Source organism: Prauserella oleivorans, from assembly GCF_042685745.1.
Taxonomy (GTDB): domain Bacteria; phylum Actinomycetota; class Actinomycetes; order Mycobacteriales; family Pseudonocardiaceae; genus Prauserella_A; species Prauserella_A oleivorans.
This window is the reverse complement of record NZ_JBHUNT010000001.1, coordinates 49,811-72,528: the sequence shown is the minus strand read 5'-3', so window position 1 is coordinate 72,528 and position 22,718 is coordinate 49,811. Positions and strand designations below refer to the sequence as shown.

General features: G+C 71.1%; 17 protein-coding genes. 13 read left to right on the top strand and 4 right to left on the bottom strand.

Translation table 11 applies throughout. The annotated features are described in order from the left end of the window. Positions 1–16: 16 nt before the first annotated feature. From ACFSZT_RS00310 to ACFSZT_RS00280, 7 genes are all read left to right on the top strand, one after another. The gene (locus ACFSZT_RS00310) at positions 17–1,555 is read left to right on the top strand and encodes a cell division protein PerM (RefSeq protein WP_377393737.1); all 1,539 of its coding nucleotides are present in this window, start codon (positions 17–19) and stop codon (positions 1,553–1,555) included. Between the two features lie 106 nt (positions 1,556–1,661). Continuing rightward, a complete protein-coding gene (purN, locus tag ACFSZT_RS00305) occupies positions 1,662–2,279 on the top strand; it encodes a phosphoribosylglycinamide formyltransferase (RefSeq protein WP_377393847.1) in 618 nt (205 codons plus the stop codon). After that, entirely contained in the window at positions 2,276–3,844 is a 1,569-nt protein-coding gene (gene purH / locus ACFSZT_RS00300; protein ID WP_377478131.1) for a bifunctional phosphoribosylaminoimidazolecarboxamide formyltransferase/IMP cyclohydrolase, read from the top strand. The genes purN and purH overlap by 4 nt, the downstream gene beginning before the upstream one ends. Before the next feature lie 585 nt (positions 3,845–4,429). Then, entirely contained in the window at positions 4,430–5,206 is a 777-nt protein-coding gene (locus ACFSZT_RS00295; RefSeq protein WP_377393741.1) for a hypothetical protein, read from the top strand. Beyond that, positions 5,203–6,810 carry a DNA polymerase Y family protein gene (locus ACFSZT_RS00290; protein ID WP_377393743.1) on the top strand — a complete coding sequence of 536 codons (1,608 nt, stop codon included), beginning with the start codon at positions 5,203–5,205 and terminating at the stop codon, positions 6,808–6,810. Before ACFSZT_RS00295 ends, ACFSZT_RS00290 begins: the two co-directional genes overlap by 4 nt. A gap of 123 nt (positions 6,811–6,933) precedes the next feature. Then, positions 6,934–10,287 (top strand): error-prone DNA polymerase, encoded by a 3,354-nt coding sequence (locus tag ACFSZT_RS00285; RefSeq protein ID WP_377393745.1) that lies wholly within the window; start codon positions 6,934–6,936, stop codon positions 10,285–10,287. Between the two features lie 48 nt (positions 10,288–10,335). Then, a complete protein-coding gene (locus ACFSZT_RS00280) occupies positions 10,336–10,941 on the top strand; it encodes a pentapeptide repeat-containing protein (protein WP_377393747.1) in 606 nt (201 codons plus the stop codon). A gap of 65 nt (positions 10,942–11,006) precedes the next feature. On the opposite strand, the gene ACFSZT_RS00275 is transcribed toward ACFSZT_RS00280, so the two are convergent. After that, on the bottom strand, positions 11,007–13,523 hold the full coding sequence (locus tag ACFSZT_RS00275; protein ID WP_377393749.1) for a glycohydrolase toxin TNT-related protein: 2,517 nt from the start codon (positions 13,521–13,523) through the stop codon (positions 11,007–11,009). A gap of 160 nt (positions 13,524–13,683) precedes the next feature. On the opposite strand from ACFSZT_RS00275, the gene ACFSZT_RS00270 reads away from it, so the two are divergent. Genes ACFSZT_RS00270 through ACFSZT_RS00260 form a run of 3 tightly spaced genes read left to right on the top strand, consistent with a single transcriptional unit; the run spans position 13,684 to position 15,859 of the window. Then, positions 13,684–14,709, top strand: a complete 1,026-nt coding sequence (locus ACFSZT_RS00270) for a DMT family transporter (protein ID WP_377393751.1) — start codon at positions 13,684–13,686, stop codon at positions 14,707–14,709. Next, positions 14,706–15,560: a bifunctional methylenetetrahydrofolate dehydrogenase/methenyltetrahydrofolate cyclohydrolase gene (locus ACFSZT_RS00265; protein WP_377393753.1), complete on the top strand. Its 855-nt coding sequence runs from the start codon at positions 14,706–14,708 to the stop codon at positions 15,558–15,560. Before ACFSZT_RS00270 ends, ACFSZT_RS00265 begins: the two co-directional genes overlap by 4 nt. A 2-nt stretch (positions 15,561–15,562) precedes the next feature. Continuing rightward, positions 15,563–15,859 (top strand): DUF3017 domain-containing protein, encoded by a 297-nt coding sequence (locus ACFSZT_RS00260; protein WP_377393755.1) that lies wholly within the window; start codon positions 15,563–15,565, stop codon positions 15,857–15,859. A 219-nt stretch (positions 15,860–16,078) separates the two neighbouring features. Here the strand turns inward: ACFSZT_RS00260 and ACFSZT_RS00255 are convergent, their stop codons facing one another. Next, positions 16,079–17,329, bottom strand: a complete 1,251-nt coding sequence (locus ACFSZT_RS00255; protein ID WP_377393757.1) for an MFS transporter — start codon at positions 17,327–17,329, stop codon at positions 16,079–16,081. Positions 17,330–17,993: 664 nt separating this feature from the next. Further along, complete coding sequence (locus tag ACFSZT_RS00250; protein WP_377393759.1) at positions 17,994–18,182, bottom strand: DUF1918 domain-containing protein; 189 nt, start codon at positions 18,180–18,182, stop codon at positions 17,994–17,996. 122 nt (positions 18,183–18,304) lie between these two features. Between ACFSZT_RS00250 and asnB the strand changes: the two genes are divergently transcribed. Further along, entirely contained in the window at positions 18,305–19,825 is a 1,521-nt protein-coding gene (asnB, locus tag ACFSZT_RS00245; RefSeq protein ID WP_377393761.1) for an asparagine synthase (glutamine-hydrolyzing), read from the top strand. A gap of 22 nt (positions 19,826–19,847) precedes the next feature. Here the strand turns inward: asnB and ACFSZT_RS00240 are convergent, their stop codons facing one another. Beyond that, positions 19,848–20,690: an LLM class F420-dependent oxidoreductase gene (locus ACFSZT_RS00240; RefSeq protein ID WP_377393763.1), complete on the bottom strand. Its 843-nt coding sequence runs from the start codon at positions 20,688–20,690 to the stop codon at positions 19,848–19,850. 231 nt (positions 20,691–20,921) lie between these two features. On the opposite strand from ACFSZT_RS00240, the gene ACFSZT_RS00235 reads away from it, so the two are divergent. Together ACFSZT_RS00235 and ACFSZT_RS00230 are read left to right on the top strand one after the other, a co-directional pair. After that, positions 20,922–22,145: an NADP-dependent isocitrate dehydrogenase gene (locus ACFSZT_RS00235; RefSeq protein WP_377393765.1), complete on the top strand. Its 1,224-nt coding sequence runs from the start codon at positions 20,922–20,924 to the stop codon at positions 22,143–22,145. A gap of 81 nt (positions 22,146–22,226) precedes the next feature. Continuing rightward, positions 22,227–22,700 carry a hypothetical protein gene (locus ACFSZT_RS00230; RefSeq protein ID WP_377393767.1) on the top strand — a complete coding sequence of 158 codons (474 nt, stop codon included), beginning with the start codon at positions 22,227–22,229 and terminating at the stop codon, positions 22,698–22,700. Positions 22,701–22,718: the final 18 nt, after the last annotated feature.

Genomic DNA, 22,718 nt, shown 5'->3' with positions numbered 1-22,718 from the left:
TTGCGATGGTCGGGGCATGGACCTGCTCGCCCCCGACTCACGTTCCGCACCCGCGGACGGCGGGGCGACATCGCCGGGAAGCCGGGCTCGTGCGCTGATGGCCGTGGCGCTGGGCCCGCTCGTCACCGGCTATCTCGCCGTGGCCGCGGTGCTCGCGCTGGTCATGTCGATCGCGACGCGGTCCGAGTTCTCCCCGTCCGGCGTGTTCCTCGCCGCCGGACCGGGCTGGCTGGCGGCCTACCAGGTGCCGCTGGAGATCGGCGGCGAACCTCTCGGCGTACTCCCGTTGCTGCCGACGATCGGTGTGTGCGTGCTGGTCGCGCGGACGGCGGCTGGAGCGGCGCAGCGGCTCGGGTACACCGCAGCGGCGCAGGCCCCGATTCTGATCGGCGTCATAGCGGGCGCGCACGCATTGGCCGGAGGCGTCATCTGCGTGCTGTCGGCCGGTTCCTCGTCGTCGGCCGACCTGCTCACCGCGCTCGTCGTGCCGGCGCTGCTCGCCGGACTGTCCGCGGCCGCGGGGGTCGCGGGGCGGTGCGGGCTCGCCGACCTCGTGCGTCGGTACCTCGACCCGCTCGCGCTGCACGGGCTGCGCGCCGGTGCGCTCGGGTTCGCGGCACTGGTCACGGCGAGTGGGTTCACCTTGTTCGTGGCGACGGCGATGGCGACGTCCACGACCGGGCAGATCGTCGCCGACCTGGCACCGGGCGCGGGCAGCGCGATCGGGCTGTGGCTGCTCTCGGCCGGGTACGTGCCGAACGCGGTGGTCATGGCGCTGGGTTTCGTGACCGGCCCGGGTCTCTCGCTGGGCGAGGTGACGGTCGGGCCCTTCTCCTACACGGGCGGCCCCGTTCCCGCGTTCCCTCTGCTTGCCGCGCTGCCCGAGCAGCAGGCGGCATGGTGGCCGGTGTTCCTGCTCCTCCCGGCGGCGGCCGGTGCGCTTGTCGGCTGGTCGCTGCGGCGATGCCACGAGGACCCCGTCGCGCGGCTGCGCACGGTCGGGGTCGCCGGTGCGCTGGTCGGCTTCGGGACGGTCGTGGCCGGATTCCTCGCGGGCGGGCGGCTGGCGTCGGGGCCGTTCGATCCGGTCGCCATTCCGCTCGGCATCGTCTCCATCGCCGCGTTCGTGTGGATCGCGTTGCCGGGCGGCCTCGTAGCGTGGTTCGCGGGCCCGCGCCAGCGCGTGCGACCGGTGCCCGCGGAGGACGTCGATCCGGAGCCGGAGGAGGGCACAGAGCCGGACGAGGGCATGGAAGACGTCAGCGAACCGGAGGCCGAGGAGGTCGCGGACCAGCCGGAGACTCACGAGCCGGCCGAACCGGCCGAACCGGAAGACACCGAAGACACCGAAGACACCGAACAGCCCGAGGACAGCCCGGAGCCGGAGGCCGCCGCAAAGCCGGACGTCGCCGGGTCGCCGGCCCCCACCGCCGCCCCGGACGACACCGCGCGGCCCGGCGGGTCCGCGCAGCCCACCGGCACCGCGCAGTCCGACGCCGAGGCCGCCGAACCGGACCGCGCCGCTGGTGACACCGACAGCGGCAAGCAGGCCTGACACCTCGTCGCGGTGATCGTTTTCCCGCCGTCTAGGGTGGAGTCACCAGGTCACGCGACGTGTGCCCCGCGCACTGCCCGGCAAGGAGACCGTTCTGGCTAGCAGGTTGGAGCTGCCCACACCGGCGAAGTTGGTCGTACTCGCGTCGGGATCCGGAACCTTGCTGCAGGCCGTTCTCGACGCGGTCGAGCAGCCGTTCTACCCCGCCACGGTGGTGGCCGCGGGCTCGGACCGCGACGGCATCGAGGCGATCGCCAGGGCCGAGCGAGCCGGCATCCCGCACTTCTCGGTGAAGATGAGCGACCACCCGGATCGCGCCGCGTGGGACAAGGCGCTCACCGATGCCGTCGCCGCGTACGAGCCGGACCTCGTCGTGTCGGCCGGGTTCATGAAGCTTCTGGGCCCCCAGTTCCTGGGGCATTTTCCGAACCGCGTCATCAACACGCACCCCGCGCTGCTGCCCGCGTTCCCCGGCATGCACGCGGTCGCCGATGCGCTGGAGCTCGGCGTGAAGGTCACCGGCTCGACGGTGCACTTCGTGGACGCGGGCGTGGACACCGGGCCGATCATCGCGCAGGAGGCGGTGGCCGTGGAGCCCGACGACGACGAGGCGAGCCTGCACGAGCGGATCAAGGTGGTGGAACGCCGGCTGCTCGTGGACGTGATCGCGCAGGTGTGCCGTGCCGGATGCACGGTGGACGGACGGAAAGTGAGGTTCTCGTGAGCGAGCAGACCGCTGGGGCAGGACAGCGCCCCGTTCGGCGCGCATTGATCGGGGTGTCGGACAAGGCGGGCCTGCTCGAGCTCGCGACCGGCCTGCACGCCGCGGGCGTGGAGATCGTGTCGACCGGCGGCACCGCCAAGGTGCTCGCCGATGCCGGGGTCCCCGTGACCAAGGTGGAGGAGCTCACCGGCTTCCCCGAGTCGCTGGACGGCCGCGTGAAGACGCTGCACCCGCGCGTGCACGCCGGGTTGCTCGCCGACCGGTCGCGCGAGGACCACGTCGAGCAGCTCAAGTCGCTGGACATCGCGCCGTTCGATCTGCTCGTGGTGAACCTGTACCCGTTCACGCAGACGGTGGCGTCCGGGGCGAGCCCCGAGGACTGCGTCGAGAACATCGACATCGGCGGGCCCGCGATGGTGCGTGCCGCGGCGAAGAACCACGGTTCGGTGGCGGTGGTCGTCGACCCGGCGAGCTACGACTGGGTGCTCGAGCGCGTGCGGGCGGGCGGCTTCGACCTCGCCGACCGCAAGCGGCTGGCGGCGCGCGCGTTCGCGCACACGGCGGCCTACGACACGGCCGTGGCGTCGTGGTTCGCGAGCGAGTACGCGCCCGTGGACGACTCCGGCTTCCCCGATTTCGCGGGTGCCACGTGGGAGCGCGGCGAGGTCCTGCGGTACGGCGAGAATCCGCACCAGAAGGCGGCTGTCTACCGGCGCGGTGAGGGCGGTCTCGCCCACGCCGAGCAGTTGCACGGCAAGGCGATGTCCTACAACAACTACGTCGACACCGACGCGGCCCGGCGAGCGGCGTTCGACTTCGACGAGCCCGCGGTGGCGATCATCAAGCACGCCAATCCGTGTGGCATCGCGGTCGGCGCGGACATCGCCGAGGCGCACCGCAAGGCCCACGCGTGCGACCCGGTGTCGGCCTACGGTGGCGTGATCGCGTGCAACCGCGCGGTGACGCTGGAGGCGGCGGAGCAGATCGCCGACGTCTTCACCGAGGTCGTGCTCGCACCGGACTTCGACCCCGACGCCCTCGACGTGCTCACCCGCAAGAAGAACGTGCGCCTGCTGCGGCTGCCCGTCGCCGCCGAGAGCTCGCTGGAGTTCCGCCTCATCTCCGGCGGCATGCTGCTGCAGACGGCCGACCGGATCGACGCCCCCGGCGACGACCCGGCGAACTGGACGCTCGCGACGGGCAAGGCCGCGGACGAGGACACGCTGGCCGACCTGGCGTTCGCGTGGCGCGCGATCCGGGCGGTGAAGTCGAACGCGATCCTGCTCGCGAACGACCGCGCCACGGTCGGCGTCGGCATGGGGCAGGTCAACCGGGTCGACTCGTCGCGCCTGGCCGTGCAGCGCGCGGGTGACCGGGCGAAGGGCTCGGTGGCCGCCTCGGACGCCTTTTTCCCGTTCCCCGACGGCCTGCAGGTGCTGCTCGACGCGGGCGTGCGGGCCGTGGTCCAGCCGGGCGGGTCGGTGCGGGACGCCGAGGTCATCGCCGCGGCCGAGGCCGTCGGCGTGACCCTCTACCTCACGGGGACCCGGCACTTCGCTCACTGAACCCCGGCCGCCTCGAGGTGCTGTGGTCGGCGTCGTTGGTGGCGCTCCGTGCCGCCTGCAGCAGGCCAGCTCGAGTGGGTGTGCCCGCACGGCCGACAGCCGGTGGTACCCGGCGACGCGCTGGTCGACGCTGTGTGGCCTCGGTGAGGACGAGGTAGCGCACGCAGGGCGGCTCGTGGCCGCTCGTCCCGGTCGGGTGCGGCCGGAGTCCACATGGGCTGGCGCATCAACCGCGCCGAGCGGCGCATCCAGGCGTCGGCTTCCCAACTGTCACAGGTGTGGATCACCGGGACAGCGGGCCGGCCTGCCCTGCATGAGCAGGGCGCGGTCCGGTGAGCACGGGCTGTGGATGGGTGTACGGGCCTGTGGCACTGCATCGCGCGTTTCGGCCACTTCCGGACTTGACACCGCTGCCGGGACGGTGTTCGATGAAGGTATCGAACATGTGTTCGAGTGGATGTCTCCGGACGTCTGAATGCCGTCTTCCCCGCGGCGACAGAGAAACACATCGGTTCGTGGCTGCCTGGGTGTGTCCCTGGTGGTGCACGTGGCGGTCCGTGCTGTGCAGAGGGGAGGAGGTGTCCGATGCCGGGTGGAGTGGTGACCGAGCTCTCCACGGCTCCCGCGCGTCCGGGGGAGCCAGGGAGTCCTCCGGCGAGGCCTGCCCTGGAGACGGTGGCGCGGCTGGCGTCCCTGCCCGGGGTCGACACGGCCAGCGGTGTTGCCGCCACAGCCGAACACGCCCACGTCACAGGCCAGGTGCTTCCGGTGTCGCCCTCGCTGGCGGAGCTGCTGCCGTGGGGCGGCCTGCGCCGGGGCAGCACGGTCGCGGTCACCGGCTCGACCTCGCTGCTTCTCGCGTTGCTGGCGGAGGCGACGGCCCGGGGCTCGTGGGCCGCGGCGGTCGGGCTTCCCCGGCTCGGCCTCGTCGCGGCACACGAGCTCGGGGTCGCGGTGAACAGGCTCGCCCTGGTACCCCGTCCCGGTGCGGACTTCGCCTCGGTGACGGCGGCTCTGCTCGACGGCGTGGACCTGGTGGCCACCGCTCCGCCGCAGCGGTTCGGCGGTACCCAGACCGCGCGCCGGCTCTCGGCACGTGCCCGGCATCGCGGAGGGGTGCTGTTGTCCCTCGGGCCGTGGCCGGGTGCCGAGGTGGAGCTGCGCTGCACCACCGTGAGCTGGTCCGGCGCCGAGGAAGGCCACGGCTACCTGCGGGAGCGAACGGTCGTCGTGGACGTGTCCGGGCGAAGGGGTGCCTCCCGTCCCTTTCGGACCTCGCTGCTCCTTCCGGGGCCGGGCGGGGCGCATCCGGCGAGCGGTCCCGGCGCCGAATCGTCCGAAGAGGAGGTGAAGGCCGGATGACCGCGGCTGCGATTCCACCGCCTCGGATGCTGGTGTTGTGGTGCCCGGACTGGCCCGTGGTCGCCGCCGCCGCGTCGGCGGGAGTGCCTTCGCACCTGCCCGCCGCCGTGTTCTCCGCCAACCGGGTCGTGGCGTGTTCGGCGGTGGCGAGGGCAGCAGGTGTCCGGCGCGGCATGCGGCGCCGGGAGGCACAGGCGCGGTGTCCCGAGATCGTGGTGTTCGGCGAGGACCCGGATCGGGACGCCCGGCTTTTCGAACCCGTCGCGGCGGCGGTGGAGGAGCTGATCGTCGGTGTCGAGGTGGTGCGTCCGGGCGTGGTGGCCGTGCCCATCGAGGGTGCGTCGGGGTACTTCGGCGGAGAGACCCGGCTCGTGGAACTACTCGTCGACCACGTGTCCGGAGAGGTGGGCGTGGAATGCCAGATCGGCGTGGCCGACGGGTTGTTCGCCGCGACACTCGCCGCCCATCGATCCGTGCTGGTCGAGCCGGGAACAGGCGCGGAGTTCCTGGAGCCGTTGAGTATCGCGGAGCTCGACCAGCCGGACTGCGACCGGTCGGATCTCGTGGATCTGTTGCGCCGCTTGGGGTTGCGAACGCTCGGGGCGTTCGCGGCGTTGCCGGAACGGGATGTGGTCGCCCGCTTCGGCAACACCGGCCTGCTCGCACACCGGCTCGCGAACGGGAAGGACGAGCGGCCACCGCATCGGCGTCACCCGGCACCGGAACTGTCCGTCACGAAGACGTTCGACCCGCCACTCGACCGGATCGACGTGGCGGCGTTCATGGCGAAGACGCTGGCCGGGCGGTTCCACTCCGGACTGGCCTCCCGCGGACTCGCCTGTACCCGGCTGGGCATCTACGCCACCACTGAGCGGGGCGAGGAGCTGAGCAGGATCTGGCGGTGCGCGGAGCCGCTCACCCCGGAAGCCATCGCCGACCGGGTTCGGTGGCAGTTCGAGGGCTGGCTGAAGACCGGAGACGGTCGGCGGCCGACCGCCGGGGTGTCCGAACTCCGGTTGGAGCCGGAGGAGACGGTCGAGGGCCGTTCCCTGCAGCTCGGTCTGTGGGCGGGCGGAGCCGGCACCGAACACACGCCCGAAGCCGACCGGGCAGCCAGGGCGCTGGTGCACGTTCAGGGGCTGCTTGGTGCGGACAGTGTCTTCACCGCCGTTCTCGAGGGTGGCCGCGGGCCGGGAGAACGCGTGCGCCTGGTGCCGTGGGGAGACCAGCGCACCCTGGCCGAGGGGCACGATGCCGCGTGGCCGGAGCGGCTTCCCGGACCGTCCCTGGCCACGGTGTTCGAGGAACCGGTACCCGCCACCGTCGTCGACGCGGATGGGGCGGAGGTCGGAGTCACCGACCGGTACCGCCTCACGGCGAGGCCGTATGAGGTGACAGTGGACGGTGAGGCCCGACGGGTGCGGGACTGGGCGGGCCCGTGGCCGGTCACGGCGCGCTGGTGGGCGCCGGACGGCCCGGACACCTGTGTTCGGGTGCAGGCGGTGCTTGAAGGTGCGTGCCCACAGCAACCCGATCTCGCCGTGCTTTTGCGGTGGCAGCGCCGATGCAATCCCGTGTGGACAGTGGAGGGGGTGTACGACTAGTGAACGACGAACCGTTCCGGGGCCACACCGAGTGGGTTCTGGACGACGATCGGGCGGAACTGATGGCGCAGGTGTGTCCTGTGGTCCCGCTGCCACGGCCGTCACCGGAGAACGAGTGACGCCATGGGTTGGAACAATCCACCGGTTCCGTGGCGAGACCTCGAACGCACGCTGTCGGGGCGGGTCGAGCCGTTCGACAAGGCGGGCGACGGCAACGACAGTCCCGCCTGGGGACGGCGGCGGGAACGGTATCTGAAGCCTGCCGATCTGAGCTCTCGCCGCACCGACGACACGGGTGCCGCTGCTCGGATCCCCTACGCGGAGCTGCACTGCCATTCGAACTTCAGCTTCCTCGACGGCGCGAGCCATCCGGAGGAACTGGTCGAGGAAGCGGCGCGGCTGGAGCTCGACGCCATCGCGATCACCGATCACGACGGCATGTACGGCGTGGCCCGGTTCGCCGAGGCCGCCCGGGAAGTCGGGATGCGCACCGTGTTCGGCACTGAGCTGAGCCTCGGGCTTTCCGGACCGCAGAACGGAGTCGCCGACCCGGAGGGTGAACACCTGCTGCTGCTGGCCAAGGGGCAGGACGGGTACGCGAGTCTTTGCCGCGCCATCACGGCAGGGCAGTTGAAAGGGCACGATGGCGACCTCCCGCCGGCGCAGCGGGCCGAGAAGGGGCGGCCGGTGTACGACCTCGACGAGATCGCCGCCGAGGTGGCCGGTCACTGTGCGGTCCTCACGGGATGCCGCAAGGGCGCCGTCCGGCGGGCGCTTGTGGAACGCGGCCCCGAGGCCGCGGCCGCGCAGTTGCGGGAACTCGTCGACCGGTTCGGCCGCGACGACGTGTACGTCGAGCTCGTCGACCACGGCAGGCCGCTCGACAGCACGCACAACGACCTCCTCGCCGGGATCGCCGCCGATCTGGGACTGCCGACGGTGGCCACCAACGCGGTGCACTACGCGACACCGCAACGGGCGTATCTGGCGCAGGCGGTCGCGGCGATCAGGGCCCGGCGCGGCCTGGACGAGATGGAGGGCTGGCTCGCCGCCTCCGGCACGGCACACCTGCGGTCCGGGGCGGAGATGCAGGCCAGGTTCGCTCGCTACCCCGGTGCGGTGCAGCGGGCAGCGCTGCTCGGCGAGCAGTTCGCCTTCCCGCTACACCTGGTGGCGCCGGAGTTGCCGCCGTTCGAGGTGCCGGAAGGCCACGACGAGGCGAGCTTCCTCCGCGACCTGACCTACGCCGGCGCACTGAAGCAGTACGGCACGCGACAGGAGAACCCGGAGGCCTACCGGCAACTCGACCACGAACTGCGGATCATCGAGCAGCTCGGCTTCCCCGGCTACTTCCTGATCGTGTGGGACATCGTGGAGTTCTGCCGGCGCAACGACATCCTGTGCCAGGGCCGGGGATCGGCGGCGAACTCCGCGGTCTGTTACGCGCTCGGGATCACGAAGGTCGACCCGGTGAAGTGGAGGTTGCTGTTCGAGCGGTTCCTCGCACCCGATCGGGACGGCTATCCGGACATCGACCTGGACATCGAGTCCGACCGGCGAGAGGAGGCCATCCAGTACGTCTACCGCAAGCACGGCAGGCTGCGCACCGCGCAGGTCGCCAACGTGATCACCTACCGAGCCCGCTCGGCGGTGCGGGACGCGGCCAGGGCGCTCGGCCACTCGCCGGGACAACAGGACGCCTGGAGCAAACAGATCGACCGCTGGGGGCCATTGCGGCACACCCGCGGCGAGACCGACCACGACATCCCGGAGCCGGTGCTCGCCCTCGCCGCCGCGCTGGAGGACTTCCCCCGGCATCTCGGCATCCACTCGGGCGGCATGGTCATCTGCAACCGGCCGGTGAGCGAAGTGTGCCCCATCGAGTGGGCACGCATGGAGAATCGCAGCGTGCTGCAGTGGGAGAAAGACGACTGTGCCTCCGTCGGGCTCGTCAAGTTCGACCTGCTCGGTCTCGGCATGCTTTCCGCCCTGCACTACATGCTCGACCTGGTGCGCGAGCACAAGGGCGTGGAGATCGACCTCAGCAAGCTGGACCTCGAGGACGAGAACATCTACCGCATGCTCAGTCGCGCCGACGCGATCGGCGTGTTCCAGGTGGAAAGTCGCGCTCAGCTGGCCACCCTGCCCCGGCTCGCCCCGAAGACCTTCTACGACCTGGCGATCGAGGTCGCCCTGATCCGCCCCGGCCCCATCCAGGGCGGCTCGGTGCATCCCTACATCCGCCGCTACACCAAGAAGGAGAAGTGGGACCACGATCACCCGTTGCTGGCGAACGCGCTCGACAAGACGCTGGGTGTGCCGCTGTTCCAGGAACAGATGATGCAGATCGCGCTCGACGTCGCCGGTTTCACCGCCGCCGAGGCCGACGAGCTCCGGCATGCCATGGGAGCCAAGCGGTCGGGGCGGAAGATGGAACGGCTGCGGCAGCGGTTCTACGAGGGTGCCGCCCGCAACGGCGTCGACGAGCAGATGGCCGAGCACATCTTCCAGAAGATGCGGGCGTTCTCCCACTTCGGTTTCCCGGAGAGCCATGCGCTGAGCTTCGCGTATCTCGTGTTCGCCAGCGCGTTCTTCAAGTTCTACTACCCGGATGCCTTCTGCGCGGGGTTGCTGCGGGCTCAGCCCATGGGCTTCTACTCGCCACAGTCGCTGGTGGCCGATGCGCGGCGGCACGGTGTCGAGGTGCGTGGTCCCGACGTCAACGCCAGCCTTGCCGAGGCGACCCTAGAACCGTTGGGGGAGGGCAGTTCCGGTCACGCCGTGCGGCTCGGCCTCGGTGCGGTCCGTTTGATCGGCAAGCCACTGGCGGAGAAGCTGGTGGAGGAACGGCGCGCGGGTGGTCCCTATCGCGACATGGTCGATGTCGCGAGGCGCGTGCGGCTCACCACTCCGCAGATGGAAGCCCTGGCGACCGCGGGCGCCTTTGGCTGCTTCGAGGACGACCGGCGCAAGGCGCTCTGGGCGGCGGGAGCCGTGGCGGAGGAACGGCCCGAGAAGCTGCCCACCCGCATGCCCGGGGCAACGGCACCGACCTTGCCCGGTATGGACGATCTGGAGCATGCTGCCGCCGACGTGTGGGCGACCGGACTGTCCCCGGACAGCTTTCCCACCCAGTTCATCCGCGACCGGCTCGACGCTCTCGGAGTGGTCACCGCGGAGCAGCTGCAGCACGTCGAGAACGGCAAACGGGTTCTCATCGGTGGCGCGGTCACCCATCGCCAGCGTCCGGCCACCGCGGGCGGGATCACGTTCCTCAACATCGAGGACGAGACCGGCATGGTCAACGTCATCTGCACCGCGGGACTGTGGCAGCGCTACCACCGCGTCGCCCGGTCGAGCTCGGCGATGCTGGTTCGCGGTGTCGTGGAACGTGCCGACGGGGTGGTGAGCCTGCTCGCCGACCGCCTCCAGCACCTGCCGATGCGGATCACGTCGAAGTCGAGGGATTTCCGATGACCCCGCTGCTTTCCGGTCGTCCTCGGCGGCGTGTGCCATGCTGGCGGCGTGACCGAACCCGGCCCGGACCCCGAGATCGGCGAGGATTACCGCGACGCGGTGTTGTCGGGCGCGCGGTGGCGTGGGCGCGCGTTCGTGCGCTGCGACTTCAGCGATGCGGACCTGCGTGGGCTCGTCACGTCGGGCTGCGTGTTCGACGACTGCGACTTCACCAGAGCGGACCTGGGCGACTCGGCCCATCGGTCGTCGGCGTTCCGGTCGTGCGAGTTCCACCACACCACACTGGCCAGGGCGTCGTGGACCGGTTGCTCGCTGCTCGGTTCGCCCTTCACCGACTGTGGCTTTCGGACAGTGACGCTGCGCGACTGCGACCTGTCACTGGTCTCGCTTGGCCGGGCCGAACTGCGCGGCCGGGACCTGTCCGGGTTGCGGCTGCGCGAGGCCGACCTCACCGACTCGGATCTGCGTTCGGCGAATCTGAGCGGCACCGATCTGACCGGCGTCAGGCTGACGGGCGCGCGACTGGCCGACGCCGACCTGCGCGGAGCGAAGTTGGACGCGAACGGGCTTCGCCACGCCGACCTCACGGGTGCCCACGTCGATCTGGACACCGCGCTGGCCTACGCCGCCGCGCATGGTCTCGTGGTGCACTGAGCGCGGCGAGGTGGACCCGTCCCGGCTGCCGGCTTCCGGAGGGGTTGCCCACCGCGGCCGAGTCGTCAGTCGACCGGGGGCTCCCCGGGCTCCAGTTCGATGAGGTCGCCCTCGGCCACCAGTTCCTCGATGGACGCGGGCAGCAGGTAGGCGGCCCCGCCGCCGGGCTGGTTGAACCATGGGATGGCCACACCCGCCAGCACCTCGAGCGGGCGCTGCACCCGGTACAGGTGGTACGGGCGGTTCACCCACTCCGGGACGAGCGAGCGTTCCTCGAACGGGGTGCCCGCCGCGTAGGTGAGGTTTCCGTTCGGGCCGCCGAACCGGTCCAGTTCGCTGCCGGCCGGGAGAGTGCGCATCTCCTTGCCGCGGAACAACGTCAGCGGCGGCTCGCCCGGCAACGGCTGGATCGGCCACTGCTGCTGTTGCCCCGGAGCGGCCTGCCGTGCCTCCCGGGGTTCCTCGGCAGCCCGCGAGTCGCGCCGCGACGGCAGCCCCGCCGGCGCACCCGGCGGCGTTTCCCGTGGCGGTACCGCGCCCGCGGCGGAGGCCCCAGCCGCACCCAGTGCGGCGCCGCCCAGGACATGCCTGCCCGCGCCCGGCTCCTCTCGGGGCGGTCCGGCCGGTGGGCGCGGTGCGCCCTCACGGCTTGTGTCCCACGGCGGAGCCTCGCGCGGCCCGGCCTCCCGGCCGGCGGTTTCCCGCCCGGCGTCCCGCGGGCCGCCTTCCGCGTGCGCTCCCTCGCGTGGCTGCCTGACGCCGGTGGCGACCTCAGGCGACAGCGTCGCCGTCAACGGCCGGGACGGCGGCGCGGGAGCCGAGGGTGGCTGCGCCGGCTCGTGCGGCCGGTCCCGGTCCTCGGCGCCGGGCGGCACCTCACCCACACCGTTCGGGGCGAGCAGCACCTTGCCCAGCATGAACGCCTTGGCGTCGGCGACGTCGCCGAACACCGCGGGGCTCTTCAGCCCGGCGTCGTACCAGCCGACCCGCCAGCCCTCGGCCACGCGTTCGATGCTCCAGCCACGCTCGGCGGGTTCGCCGAGCCGGTACGCCGATTCGGGCACGCCCAGCTCGTCGAGCTTGTCCTGCAGGTCGTCGAGCGCCGGGTCCACGGGCGGAGCCGCCGAGATCTGCGTCGGCGGACCCGCGTCGTCCTCGTCGAAGCCGGCCGGTGCCGGAGCCTCGTGGTCTTCCTCCGGCTGCTGCGACTCGGCCGGCTGCCACGACTCCGCGTGCTGCCGCGCCGGCAGCGGCTCGGCGAGGTCCTGGTCGCCCGCGGACGGTTCCTGCACCCGGTGGTGGGTGACCGTGGGCGGCGCGGGAGACGTGATCGTGGTCGGGGGCCCGGAGTCGAGGTCGGGCACCGGAGCCGCGAGCGTGGTCTGCTCCTGGGCGGCCTCGTGCTCCTCGTACTCGTCCCGGGTGTACTCGGTGGTGTCCGCCTCGTCGTCGGCGTACTCCCGGTGCTCGAACGCGTCGCGCTCCGGCTGCTCCTCCGCCTGGTCGGCATGGTCGAAGCCGTCCGGGTCGGTCAGCTGCGTCTGCTCGGCGCCGTTGACGAACTGCTCCTCGAACGGTGGCTCGGCCTGCCGCGCGGCCGGCTCCGGTTGATCGCCTGCCGCCGCAGCCGCGCCCGCGGCGGTGACGCCCCCGGCACCCGCGGCACCCACGGCACCCAGGCCTGCCCCCGGACCGGCCGCAGACTCGGACGGCGGCTGCTCGGGCGCAGGCGGAGGCGGCGGAGCGGTCCGTGGCTGCGGCGGGGTCTGTCCGCGGTTGATGTGCGCGGCGGCGGCCTGCCGCACCGGGTCCGGAACGTCCGGAATGCTGAACCCGTTCGCCCGGATGTGCTGCACGAGGTCGGGCTCGGGTGCCACCCCGTACTCCCGCAGGTAGTAGTTCACTGCCGCGGGCCAGATCCAGGTGCCGTCGCTGTGGAAGGCGATCGGCACGGTGCTCTCCGGCGTGCTGGCGAGCCGGTCGATGTCGTAGCCCCGCCCGGGTACCACCACCGGGGCGCCGTCGAGATAGTCGAGCAGCCGGTCCTGCTCCTCGACGTCCAGCTCCGGCCGGTTGATGACCGGACCGGTCGGTCCGGCACCGTCGAAGATCCGCGCCATGCGGAACCGGGGCCCGGGCCGCTCCGGGCCGAGCCCGGCCATGCGCCGCATCAGCCAGTCGGGCACGTTCTCCTCCGAGCGCGGGAACATCCGCAGCTCGTCGGCGTACGCCTGGGGCGGTGGCGCGAGGTCCCACTTCGGTTCCTCGCGGTCGTACTCGAGGTTGTAGCTGGACGGGTGGTCGAGTTGGTACCGCGCGTTGAACCACGTGCCGCGGCCCTCGCGGTACATCCCAGCGCGCAGCCTGCCGAACAGCGTCGCGATGTCGTGGGTCGCGACCCACTCCTGGGTCGATCCGTCGGCCGTGACGACTTCGCCGGTCAGCTCGTGGTACCTCCCCACAGCGCGGTACTCGGCGATCACCCTGCGCCAGTCGCGCGGGGCCGCCCGCAGCAGGGAGAGGCCGATCTGCTTGACCAGGGTGTCCTGCTCGGTTGCGTTCAGCTGGGTCGGATGTGCCACGCCCACATCTTGACTAATTCGATTCGCGATTGCACGGCACCCGGGTACATCCGTCTCCCTGGTCACGATGTGGCAGGCTCACACGGCCGTGTGACGTGGGTCGGGGCGTCGGCACCCGCCCGCGAGCTTGTCCGCGCCCGGGCGAGCACAATGGCGGACGATGGCCACCGCCAGTACAGATCCCACGCAGGACCGCACCTCGCTCGCTCCGGCGCCGCCCCGGACGAAACGGCTGTGGGGCATCGTGATCGCCCTCCTCGCCGGTCTGGGGATGTCCGTGCAAGCGCGGATCAACGGCCAGCTCGGCAAGGAGCTGGACGATTCCGCGCTGGCAGCCGTCATCTCCTTCGGCGGAGGGCTCCTCCTGTTGTGCTGCTGGCTCGCGGTGTCGCGGTCGATGCGGCAGGGCACGCGCAAGGCCGTCGACGCACTGCGGACGGGCAGGCTGCGGCCGTGGCACTACCTCGGCGGTGTCGCCGGAGCGACCTACGTCCTCGCCCAGTCGCTCACCGTGTCCCTGATCGGTGTCGCGTTGTTCACCGTGGGCGTCGTGGCCGGTCAGACGGTGAGCGGGTTGTTCGTCGACCGCTTCGGTCTCGGCCCGGCCGGCAAGGAGCCGCCGACGTGGCCGCGGGTCACCGGCGCGGTGCTCACGGTGCTCGCGGTGGCCGGTGCGCTGGCGGGCGACCTCGCCGGCCAGTCGGACCTCGCGCGGATCTGGCTGCTGATCCTGCCGTGCATCGCGGGCGCGGGCATGGCCGTGCAACAGGCGGTGAACGGCCACGTCAACGTCGTGTCGGGCAGCTCGCTCACCGCAGCGCTGGTCAACTTCACGGCCGGGACCACGGTGCTGCTGCTGGCGTGGCTGGTGTCGCTGCTGCTCAACGGCCTGCCCGCTGGTCTCCCCGGCAATCCGGTGCTCTACCTCGGCGGGCTCGTCGGAATCGTGTTCATCGCCACCGCGTCGTTCGTGGTTTCGTGGATCGGCGTGCTGCTGCTGGGGCTGAGCACGGTGGCCGGTCAGCTCATCGGATCGGTGTTGCTCGATCTCCTCCTGCCCGCGGTCGAAGGCCGGCTGACCGTGCCCACGGTGGTGGGCTGTGCGGTGGCGCTCCTGGCGATCGGCGTCGCCTCCCTGGGCGGCAGGGCGGCCCGCAGGGCGGCTTTGGAACAATCGAGGTCGTGACGGCGACGATTCTCGACGGCAGGGCCACCAAGGACGCCATCTTCGCGGAGCTCGCCCCGAGGGTGAGCGCACTCGCGGAGCGGGGCATCACTCCGGGACTGGCGACGGTGCTGGTCGGCGACGATCCCGGCTCGCATTCCTACGTCCGGATGAAGCATGCCGACAGTGCGAAGGTCGGGATCACCTCCATCCGGCGAGAGCTGCCCGCAGACGTGTCGCAGGGCAAGCTCGAGGCGGTGGTCGACGAGCTCAACGCCGACCCTGCCTGCACGGGCTACATCGTCCAGCTTCCGTTGCCGTCGCACATCGACTCCAACGCCATCCTCGAGCGCATCGATCCCGACAAGGACGCCGACGGCCTCGCTCCGGTCAGCCTCGGCAGGCTCGTCCTGGGCCGGCCGGGAGCGTTGCCGTGCACGCCGCTGGGCATCGTCGAGCTGCTCCGCCGTTACGAGGTGCCGATCAAGGGCGCGCAGGTCACCGTCGTGGGCCGGGGCATCACAGTCGGCCGGACGATCGGCCTGCTGCTGACCCGCCGCAGCGAGAACGCCACCGTCACCCTCTGCCACACGGGCACGCGCGACCTGGCCGCCGAGACGCGCCGCGCCGACATCGTGATCGCGGCAGCCGGCTCGGCCGGGCTCATCACGCCCGACATGGTCAAGCCGGGTGCCGCGGTGCTGGACGTGGGCGTGTCCAGGGTCGACGGCAAGCTGACCGGCGACGTGGCGCCCGGCGTGGAGGAGGTCGCCGGTTACCTGGCACCGAATCCCGGCGGCGTGGGACCGATGACGCGGGCGATGCTCATCTCCAACGTCGTCGAGGCCGCCGAGCGGGCTGCGGCGCGGTGACCATGACGACGCCCCGGCCGGATCGTCGCCGCATGCTCCTGACGCACCTGCCGTTCGCGGTGGTGCTGCTCCTGGTGGCGGCGGGCGCTGTGCGGATCGGGATGTATCACTGGCGGCAGGGCGCCGCGCTGATCGGCGGGGCCCTGCTCGCGGCGGCCGTGCTCCGGGCCGCGTTGGCCGACGAGCAGGCCGGGCTGCTCAAGATTCGCGCCCGCGTGATCGACGTGCTCTGCTACTCCGGACTCGGACTGCTGATCCTCTTCGACGCGCTGACCATCATCGGAGGTCCACTCGACTGAACGAGCGGGCCGGCCGGGCACGGGGGATTGCCCTGGGGGTGGCCGGCCCGATCGGGTTTCCGGGGGCGGGGACCGGGCGCCCGCTAGGGGCGGACGAGTGCTGATTGCCGGGATCGGTTCGGTGTTGGTGGGGTCCGAGCGGGCCGGCCGGGCACGGGGGATTGCCCTGGGGGTGGCCGGCCCGCCCGGGCTTTCGGGGGGCGGGGATCGGGGCGCCCGCTAGGGGCGGGCGAGCGCCGGCTCCTCGGTCGGCGCGGCTTCGGTGAGGAGCGCGGCCTCTTCGGTGAGGGCGGTCGCCTCGTCGGCGACGGCGGCTGCCGCCGCGGTTTCCCGGCGTTCGACCACGGCGGACACACCGGCCAGCGCCAGGCCGACCACGGTGAGCACCGCACCGACCCAGTTCGGGGAGACCAGGCCGAGTCCGCCGGCGATCACCATGCCGCCGAGGTAGGCGCCGATCGAGTTGGCGATGTTGAACGCCGACTGCACGGCGGCCGACACGAGCGAGGGGGTGCCGCCCGCCTTCTCCATCACCCTGGCCTGCATGATCGGGCTGACCATGAAGGCAGCCACGCCGACCAGGAAGATCGTGATGGTGGCGCCGATTTTGCTGTGAACCGTGGCGCTGAACAGCGTCAGCACCGCGGCCAGGCCGAGCAGGGCACCGGCGAGAGCGGGCATGGGTGCGCGGTCGGCCAGCCTGCCGCCGAGGTAGTTGCCGACGGTCATGCCGAGCCCAGCCAGTGACAGCAGCATCGTGACCGTGGTGGCCTCGAAGCCGGCCACGTCGGTCAGCATCGGCGTGACGTAGCTCAGGCACGCGAAGCCGCCACCCAGGCCGAACGTGACGATGGCGAGCGCCAGCCACACCTGGGGACGCCGGAAGGCGCCGAGTTCACCGCGCAGGGAGGTCTCCGCCGGGCGGCCCTGGTGGGGCACCAGCTTGGCGATGCAGACCAGCGCGACGCCGCCGATGGCCGCGACCAGCAGGAACGTCGTCCTCCAGCCGAGCTGCTGGCCCAGCAGCGTGCCCACGGGCACGCCGATGACGTTCGCGAGCGTGAGCCCCATGAACATCATGGAGACCGACTTGGCCTTCTGTCCCGGCTTCGCGAGGCTCGACGCGACCACCGCACCCGCTCCGAAGAACGCGCCGTGGGGCAGGCCGGCGAGGAACCGGAACAGCATGCCGAAGTCGTGGCTGGGGGCGAGGGCGAACAGCGTGTTGCCGCCGATGAACAGGCCCATCAGCGCCAGGAGGACTGTTTTTCGGGGAAGCCGCAGGGCGGCGATGGTGAGGAGCGGGGCGCCGACCACCACGCCCAGTGCGTAGGCGGAGATGAGGTGGCCGGCGGTCGGGATGTCGATACCGAAGTCGGCGGCGGCTTCGGGGAGCACGCCCATCATGACGAATTCGGTGGTACCGATGCCGAAGGCACCGATGGCGAGCGCGAACAGCGCTACCGGCACAGCACTCCCTTCGGGGGATGGAGAGACACTTAATCGATACAGAGGAAGACACAAAAAAGACAGCCAGCGGAAACACACGCTGCTGTGCTGTCTTGTATCAGTTTCAACCAGTCGGGCCCCGCGTGTCATCCCGACAAACGGTGACAGTCGTCACGACTGGTGACGACTGCCGGTGGCAAGGCGGGCCGGGTGGGCCGCTGGAATCTCCACACCCGTTGTGGCACAACGGTGTCACCCTTCCCCCGGTGTGGTCTCCCGGGTCGGCGAGTCATCGGCGATGGTCGCGGAGAGTGACTGGGGCTTCAGCAGCGGCACGGATCCAGGGTCCACACGGTGCACGACGCGCATGCGGTGGCGCGCTCGGCGTGGCTGTCGGGAAGCCGCTCCGTGCCGGGACCGGCGTGCTCCGTGTCCGTCCGCCCTGCGGCGTGCCCTGTGTCCGTCCCAACGCCGCGTCTGTCGGTCTGCAGCCCGCCCCGTGTCCGCCTGGCCGGCTCTGTGGTCAGCGCGGCACGTGTCACGCTCGCGCCGGCTGCCGCGGCTCGGGCATCGCGCCCGCTATGCCGCCGGCCTCACCCAGCTCTGACCGGCTCAGCCCTGACCGGCTCGGCGCGACCGGCACTGCCGCGACCGCCACGGCCTCACCCGTCGACCCGGCGGCGGCCTACTCGGCGTGTGCCTCGACCTCACAGTCCGGCCCAGGGAAGACCAGCCGCTCGTGGCCGTCGGAGAAGCGGACGAGGTACGGCGGCTTGCCCTGCTCGCCGCGGACTTCGATGATCTCGCCTTGCCGCTCGCCGGCGCCCACGGTGCGCCCGTGCACGAGAATCCGGTCACCAACGGATGCTTGCATCGTCGACCACCTCCGTCGAGAACTAGCGTAGGAGCTGCGGAAACGGCAGTCGAGTTTTCCGGCGTCCCGCCGGGGAACCCGCGTAGCCGGGTCGGTCAACAGAAGAGAGGTGTACCGCACCAGTGTGTGGAATCGTCGCCGCCATCGGCGACATCGATGTCAGCTCGTGCCGGAACATGCTGCACCGGATCGCGCATCGCGGCCCGGACGACACCGGAGAGGTCCGGAAACACAACGTATGGCTCGGCCACCAGCGACTGTCCATCATGGACGTCGAGGGCGGTCATCAGCCGATGACCCACGCCCCCACGGGCACGTATCTGGTGGTCAACGGCGAGATCTACAACCATCGGCACATCCGGCAGGATCTCGGGCACGCCCTGTTCGAGACCGGCTCCGACAGCGAGGCCGCGCTGCACGCACTCGTCATCGACGGCCCAGCCGGGCTGGCCAGGCTGCGCGGGATGTTCGCGCTCGCGTTCGCCACCGAGGACGGCGACTTCCTCGCCGCGCGTGACTCGCTGGGCGTGAAGCCGCTCTACTGGGCCCGCCGCGACGGCGTGACGCTGTTCGCGAGCGAGCTGCGCGCCTTCGACCCCGCCGACCGGCCGCTCGTGGAGACCTTCCCGCCGGGGCACTGCTGGAGTCCCGAGGGCGGGCTGGTGCGCTTCGCCGACGCCGTCCCGGCGCACGTCCGCCCGGCCCGGCGTGCGGCGGAACCGGAGTGGGACAGCTCCCTCGTCAAGGCTGTCCGGGAGGCCATCGTGAGCTCGGTGGAGCACCGGATGATGAGCGATGTCGGCGTCGGCGTCTTCCTCTCCGGTGGGCTCGACTCGGCGATCGTGGCCGCCGTCGCCGCCGAGTACGCGGCGCGGCAGGACCAGCCGTTGCCGACGTTCGCCGTGGGTTCGGAGGGTAGCTCCGACCTGCTCGCCGCCCGGCACGTCGCGGAGTACCTGCAGGCCAAGCACCACAACATCGAGCACCACGAGATTCCGATGAGCAGGCAGGACGCCGTCGAGGCGCTGCCGAGGGCGGTCCGGGCGATCGAGCACTTCGACCCGTCGCTGGTGCGCAGTGCCGTGCCCAATCTGCTGCTCGCCGAGTACGCCTCCCAGCACGTGCACGCCGTGCTGACCGGCGAGGGCGCGGACGAGCTGTTCGCCGGCTACCCGTACTACCACCAGGAGCCCTTCACCAGCCCCGAGGCGCTGCAGGCCGAACTGGTGCGCACGGTCCGCGAGCTGCACCACCTCAACCTGCAGCGCTGCGACCGTGCGTCGATGGCCTTCGGGCTGGAGGCCCGCGAACCCTTCCTCGACCGGGATGTCGTGGAGTTCGTGCTGTCCATCCCGCCCGAGTACAAGATGGTGCGCCCGGGCGTGCCGGAGAAGCAGCTCCTGCGGGAGGCGTTCGACGGTTGGCTGCCCAACGAGATCCTCCACCGCGGCAAGGAGCAGTTCGGCGACGGTGCGGGCGCCAAGGAGCTGCTCGAGGACGCCGTGCGCGACCTGCCCGAGGTGGCAGCCGCCGACGGCGTCGAGCTGCGCAACCGGGAGGAGGCTGGCTACTACGCGATCTGGAAGCGGGAGCTCGACGGCATCCGGCCCTCGGCCACCCTCGGCCTGTTCGCGACCACCTGACCGGTCAGCTCACCGGCCGCAGCTACTTCACCAGCGGCGCCGCAGCCTCGGCGAGCTGCTCGAGGTAGCCGGGCGGGATGCGGTGCGGCAGGTTGAACACCAGCAGGTCGACGCCCGCCTCGCGGTAGCCCGCCGCCTCCTCGACGGCCGGTCCGATGCCGGTGTCGGCATGCACGCGGACGTTCACCGAGCACGTGATCTCGGCCGGATCGCGCCCGACGTCGCGGCAGTGGGCCAGCAGGATGTCCTTGTACTCCAGCCACTGCCGCGGCGACTCGGGGACGACGTTCCACTGCTGGGCCCAGCGGGCGGCCGCCAGCAGGGTTCGCTTGGGGCCGCGGCCGCCGATGACGATGGGCGGATGCGGCCGCTGGATCGGTTTGGGCTCGCAGCGTGCCTCGGTGAGCCGGACGTAGCGGCCCTGAAAATCGGTGACCTCCTGGCTGAGCAGGCCGATGATCGCCTGCACGCCCTCGTCGAACCGGTCGAACCGCTCCTTCAGTGGCGGGAGCTCGATGCCGTAGGCGTCGCATTCCTGCTTCATCCACCCGGCGCCGAGCCCGATCTCGAGGCGTCCGCCCGAGATGATGTCGGTGGTCGCGGCCATGTTGGCCAGGACGGCGGGATGCCGGTAGATCATGCCGGTCACCTGGCAGCCGATGCGGATGCGCGTGGTCGCCTGCGCGAGGGCGGCGAGCATGGTCCACGCCTCGAGGTTGGGCGCGGTGACATCGCCGGAGAGCGGATAGAAGTGGTCCCAGTTCCACGCGGAGGAGAACAGCTCGATGTCGTCGGCCGCCCGCCAGACATCGAGCAGTTCGGCCCATGTCGTGTGCTCGGGTTTGGTCTTGATCGCGAGGCGCACGGCCCGAAGCTATACGCCCGCGCGGGCCGCGCGCGAGGCGTGGGTCAGGCCACTGCGAACGGGTATTCCGGGCACGTAGATTGCGGGGAGAGCCGTGGCACCGGGAGCTGGGAGAACGTACTGGCGAGTAACCAGGGGGCGCCGGGACCAGCGCAGATATAGCAGTACGCTTGTACCGCTACCACGAGCCGAAGACGAACGCGAAGATCCGCGAGAGGAGCGCCGCCGCTCATGGCCAAGATCAAGGTCGAGGGCACCGTCGTAGAACTCGACGGCGACGAGATGACCCGCATCATCTGGCAGTTCATCAAGGAAAAGCTGATCCACCCCTACCTCGACATCAACCTCGAGTACTACGACCTGGGCATCGAAGAGCGCGACCGGACCGAGGACCAGATCACGGTCGACGCGGCGAACGCGATCAAGAAGCACGGCGTCGGCGTGAAGTGCGCGACCATCACGCCGGACGAGGCGCGGGTCGAGGAGTTCGGCCTCAAGAAGATGTGGCGCAGCCCCAACGGCACGATCCGCAACATCCTCGGCGGCGTCGTGTTCCGCGAGCCGATCATCATCCAGAACATCCCGCGGCTCGTGCCCGGCTGGACCAAGCCGATCATCATCGGTCGCCACGCGCACGGTGACCAGTACAAGGCCAGCGACTTCAAGGTCCCCGGCCCCGGCACGGTGACCATCAGCTACACCCCGGAGGACGGGTCCGAGCCGATCGAGCTCGAGGTCGCGAAGTTCCCCGAGGGCGGCGGTGTCGCCATGGGCATGTACAACTACCGCAAGTCGATCGAGGACTTCGCGCGCGCGTCCCTGCAGTACGGCCTCGACCGCGGCATGCCGGTGTACATGTCGACGAAGAACACGATCCTCAAGGCCTACGACGGCATGTTCAAGGACACCTTCGCGGAGATCTACGAGAAGGAGTTCAAGGCCGACTTCGAGGCCAAGGGCCTGACCTACGAGCACCGGCTCATCGACGACATGGTGGCGGCCTCGCTGAAGTGGGAGGGCGGCTACGTCTGGGCGTGCAAGAACTACGACGGTGACGTGCAGTCCGACACGGTGGCGCAGGGCTTCGGCTCGCTCGGCCTGATGACGTCGGTGCTGCGCACGCCGGATGGCCGGACCGTCGAGGCCGAGGCGGCGCACGGCACGGTGACGCGGCACTACCGCCAGCACCAGCAGGGCAAGCCCACCTCGACCAACCCGATCGCCTCGATCTTCGCGTGGACGCGTGGCCTCGAGCACCGCGGCAAGCTGGACGGCAACCAGGAGCTCATCGGCTTCGCGCACAAGCTGGAGCAGGTCGTCGTCGAGACCGTCGAGAGCGGCAAGATGACCAAGGACCTCGCGCTGCTGGTCGGCGGCGACCAGCAGTACCAGACGACCCAGGAGTTCCTGGCGACGCTGGACGAGAACCTGGCGAAGAAGGTCGCCCAGGGCTGATCTCGGCTACCTTGGCCCGACACACTGGCCCCGACCGGACACGATCCGGTCGGGGCCGGTTCGTCTCCGGGGGGAGTTCGTATGCACTACGACCGCACCGTCCGTCCGCCGGCGTGGCTGGACCGGCTGAACCGCGCGGTGTTCGTGCTCTGCGTCTCCGGGTCGGTGGCCCTCTGGATGGCCGCCCCGGAGCCGCTGTGGGCCAGGCTGGTCGCCACGGTCCTGATCGTGGGGATCGGCGGCGTGATCGGGTGGGTGCACGGCCGGGTCACGGTCGACGACCGCGCGCTGACGCTGGCCGTCGTGCCGTTGTTCCGCCGGAGGATCTCGCTCGACCGGATCGTCGCGGTGGAGACCGTCCACGCCGATCCCGTGCGGGACTTCGGCGGATACGGCTATCGGTTGATGGGGTCTGGCCTGGTCGGGTTCGTCTTCCAGGCCGGTCCCGCGGCGAAGCTCAGCACACGCTACGGCCGCACCTACGTGGTCGCGACACCGGAGGCCGACCGGCTGGTCGAGCTCCTGCGAGGATCGACAGGCATCCGCGGCGAGTGAGCCGGCGCCGCGGACGTG

Bases quoted from the DNA above. Each gene is read 5' to 3' on its own strand.
- ACFSZT_RS00285 (WP_377393745.1), top strand. From the start codon at position 6,934: ATGGGTTGGAACAATCCACCGGTTCCGTGGCGAGACCTCGAACGCACG.
- ACFSZT_RS00260 (WP_377393755.1), top strand. From the start codon at position 15,563: ATGACGACGCCCCGGCCGGATCGTCGCCGCATGCTCCTGACGCACCTG.
- ACFSZT_RS00295 (WP_377393741.1), top strand. From the start codon at position 4,430: ATGCCGGGTGGAGTGGTGACCGAGCTCTCCACGGCTCCCGCGCGTCCG.
- ACFSZT_RS00230 (WP_377393767.1), top strand. From the start codon at position 22,227: ATGCACTACGACCGCACCGTCCGTCCGCCGGCGTGGCTGGACCGGCTG.
- ACFSZT_RS00250 (WP_377393759.1), bottom strand. From the start codon at position 18,182: ATGCAAGCATCCGTTGGTGACCGGATTCTCGTGCACGGGCGCACCGTG.
- ACFSZT_RS00290 (WP_377393743.1), top strand. From the start codon at position 5,203: ATGACCGCGGCTGCGATTCCACCGCCTCGGATGCTGGTGTTGTGGTGC.
- ACFSZT_RS00310 (WP_377393737.1), top strand. From the start codon at position 17: ATGGACCTGCTCGCCCCCGACTCACGTTCCGCACCCGCGGACGGCGGG.
- ACFSZT_RS00235 (WP_377393765.1), top strand. From the start codon at position 20,922: ATGGCCAAGATCAAGGTCGAGGGCACCGTCGTAGAACTCGACGGCGAC.
- ACFSZT_RS00270 (WP_377393751.1), top strand. From the start codon at position 13,684: ATGGCCACCGCCAGTACAGATCCCACGCAGGACCGCACCTCGCTCGCT.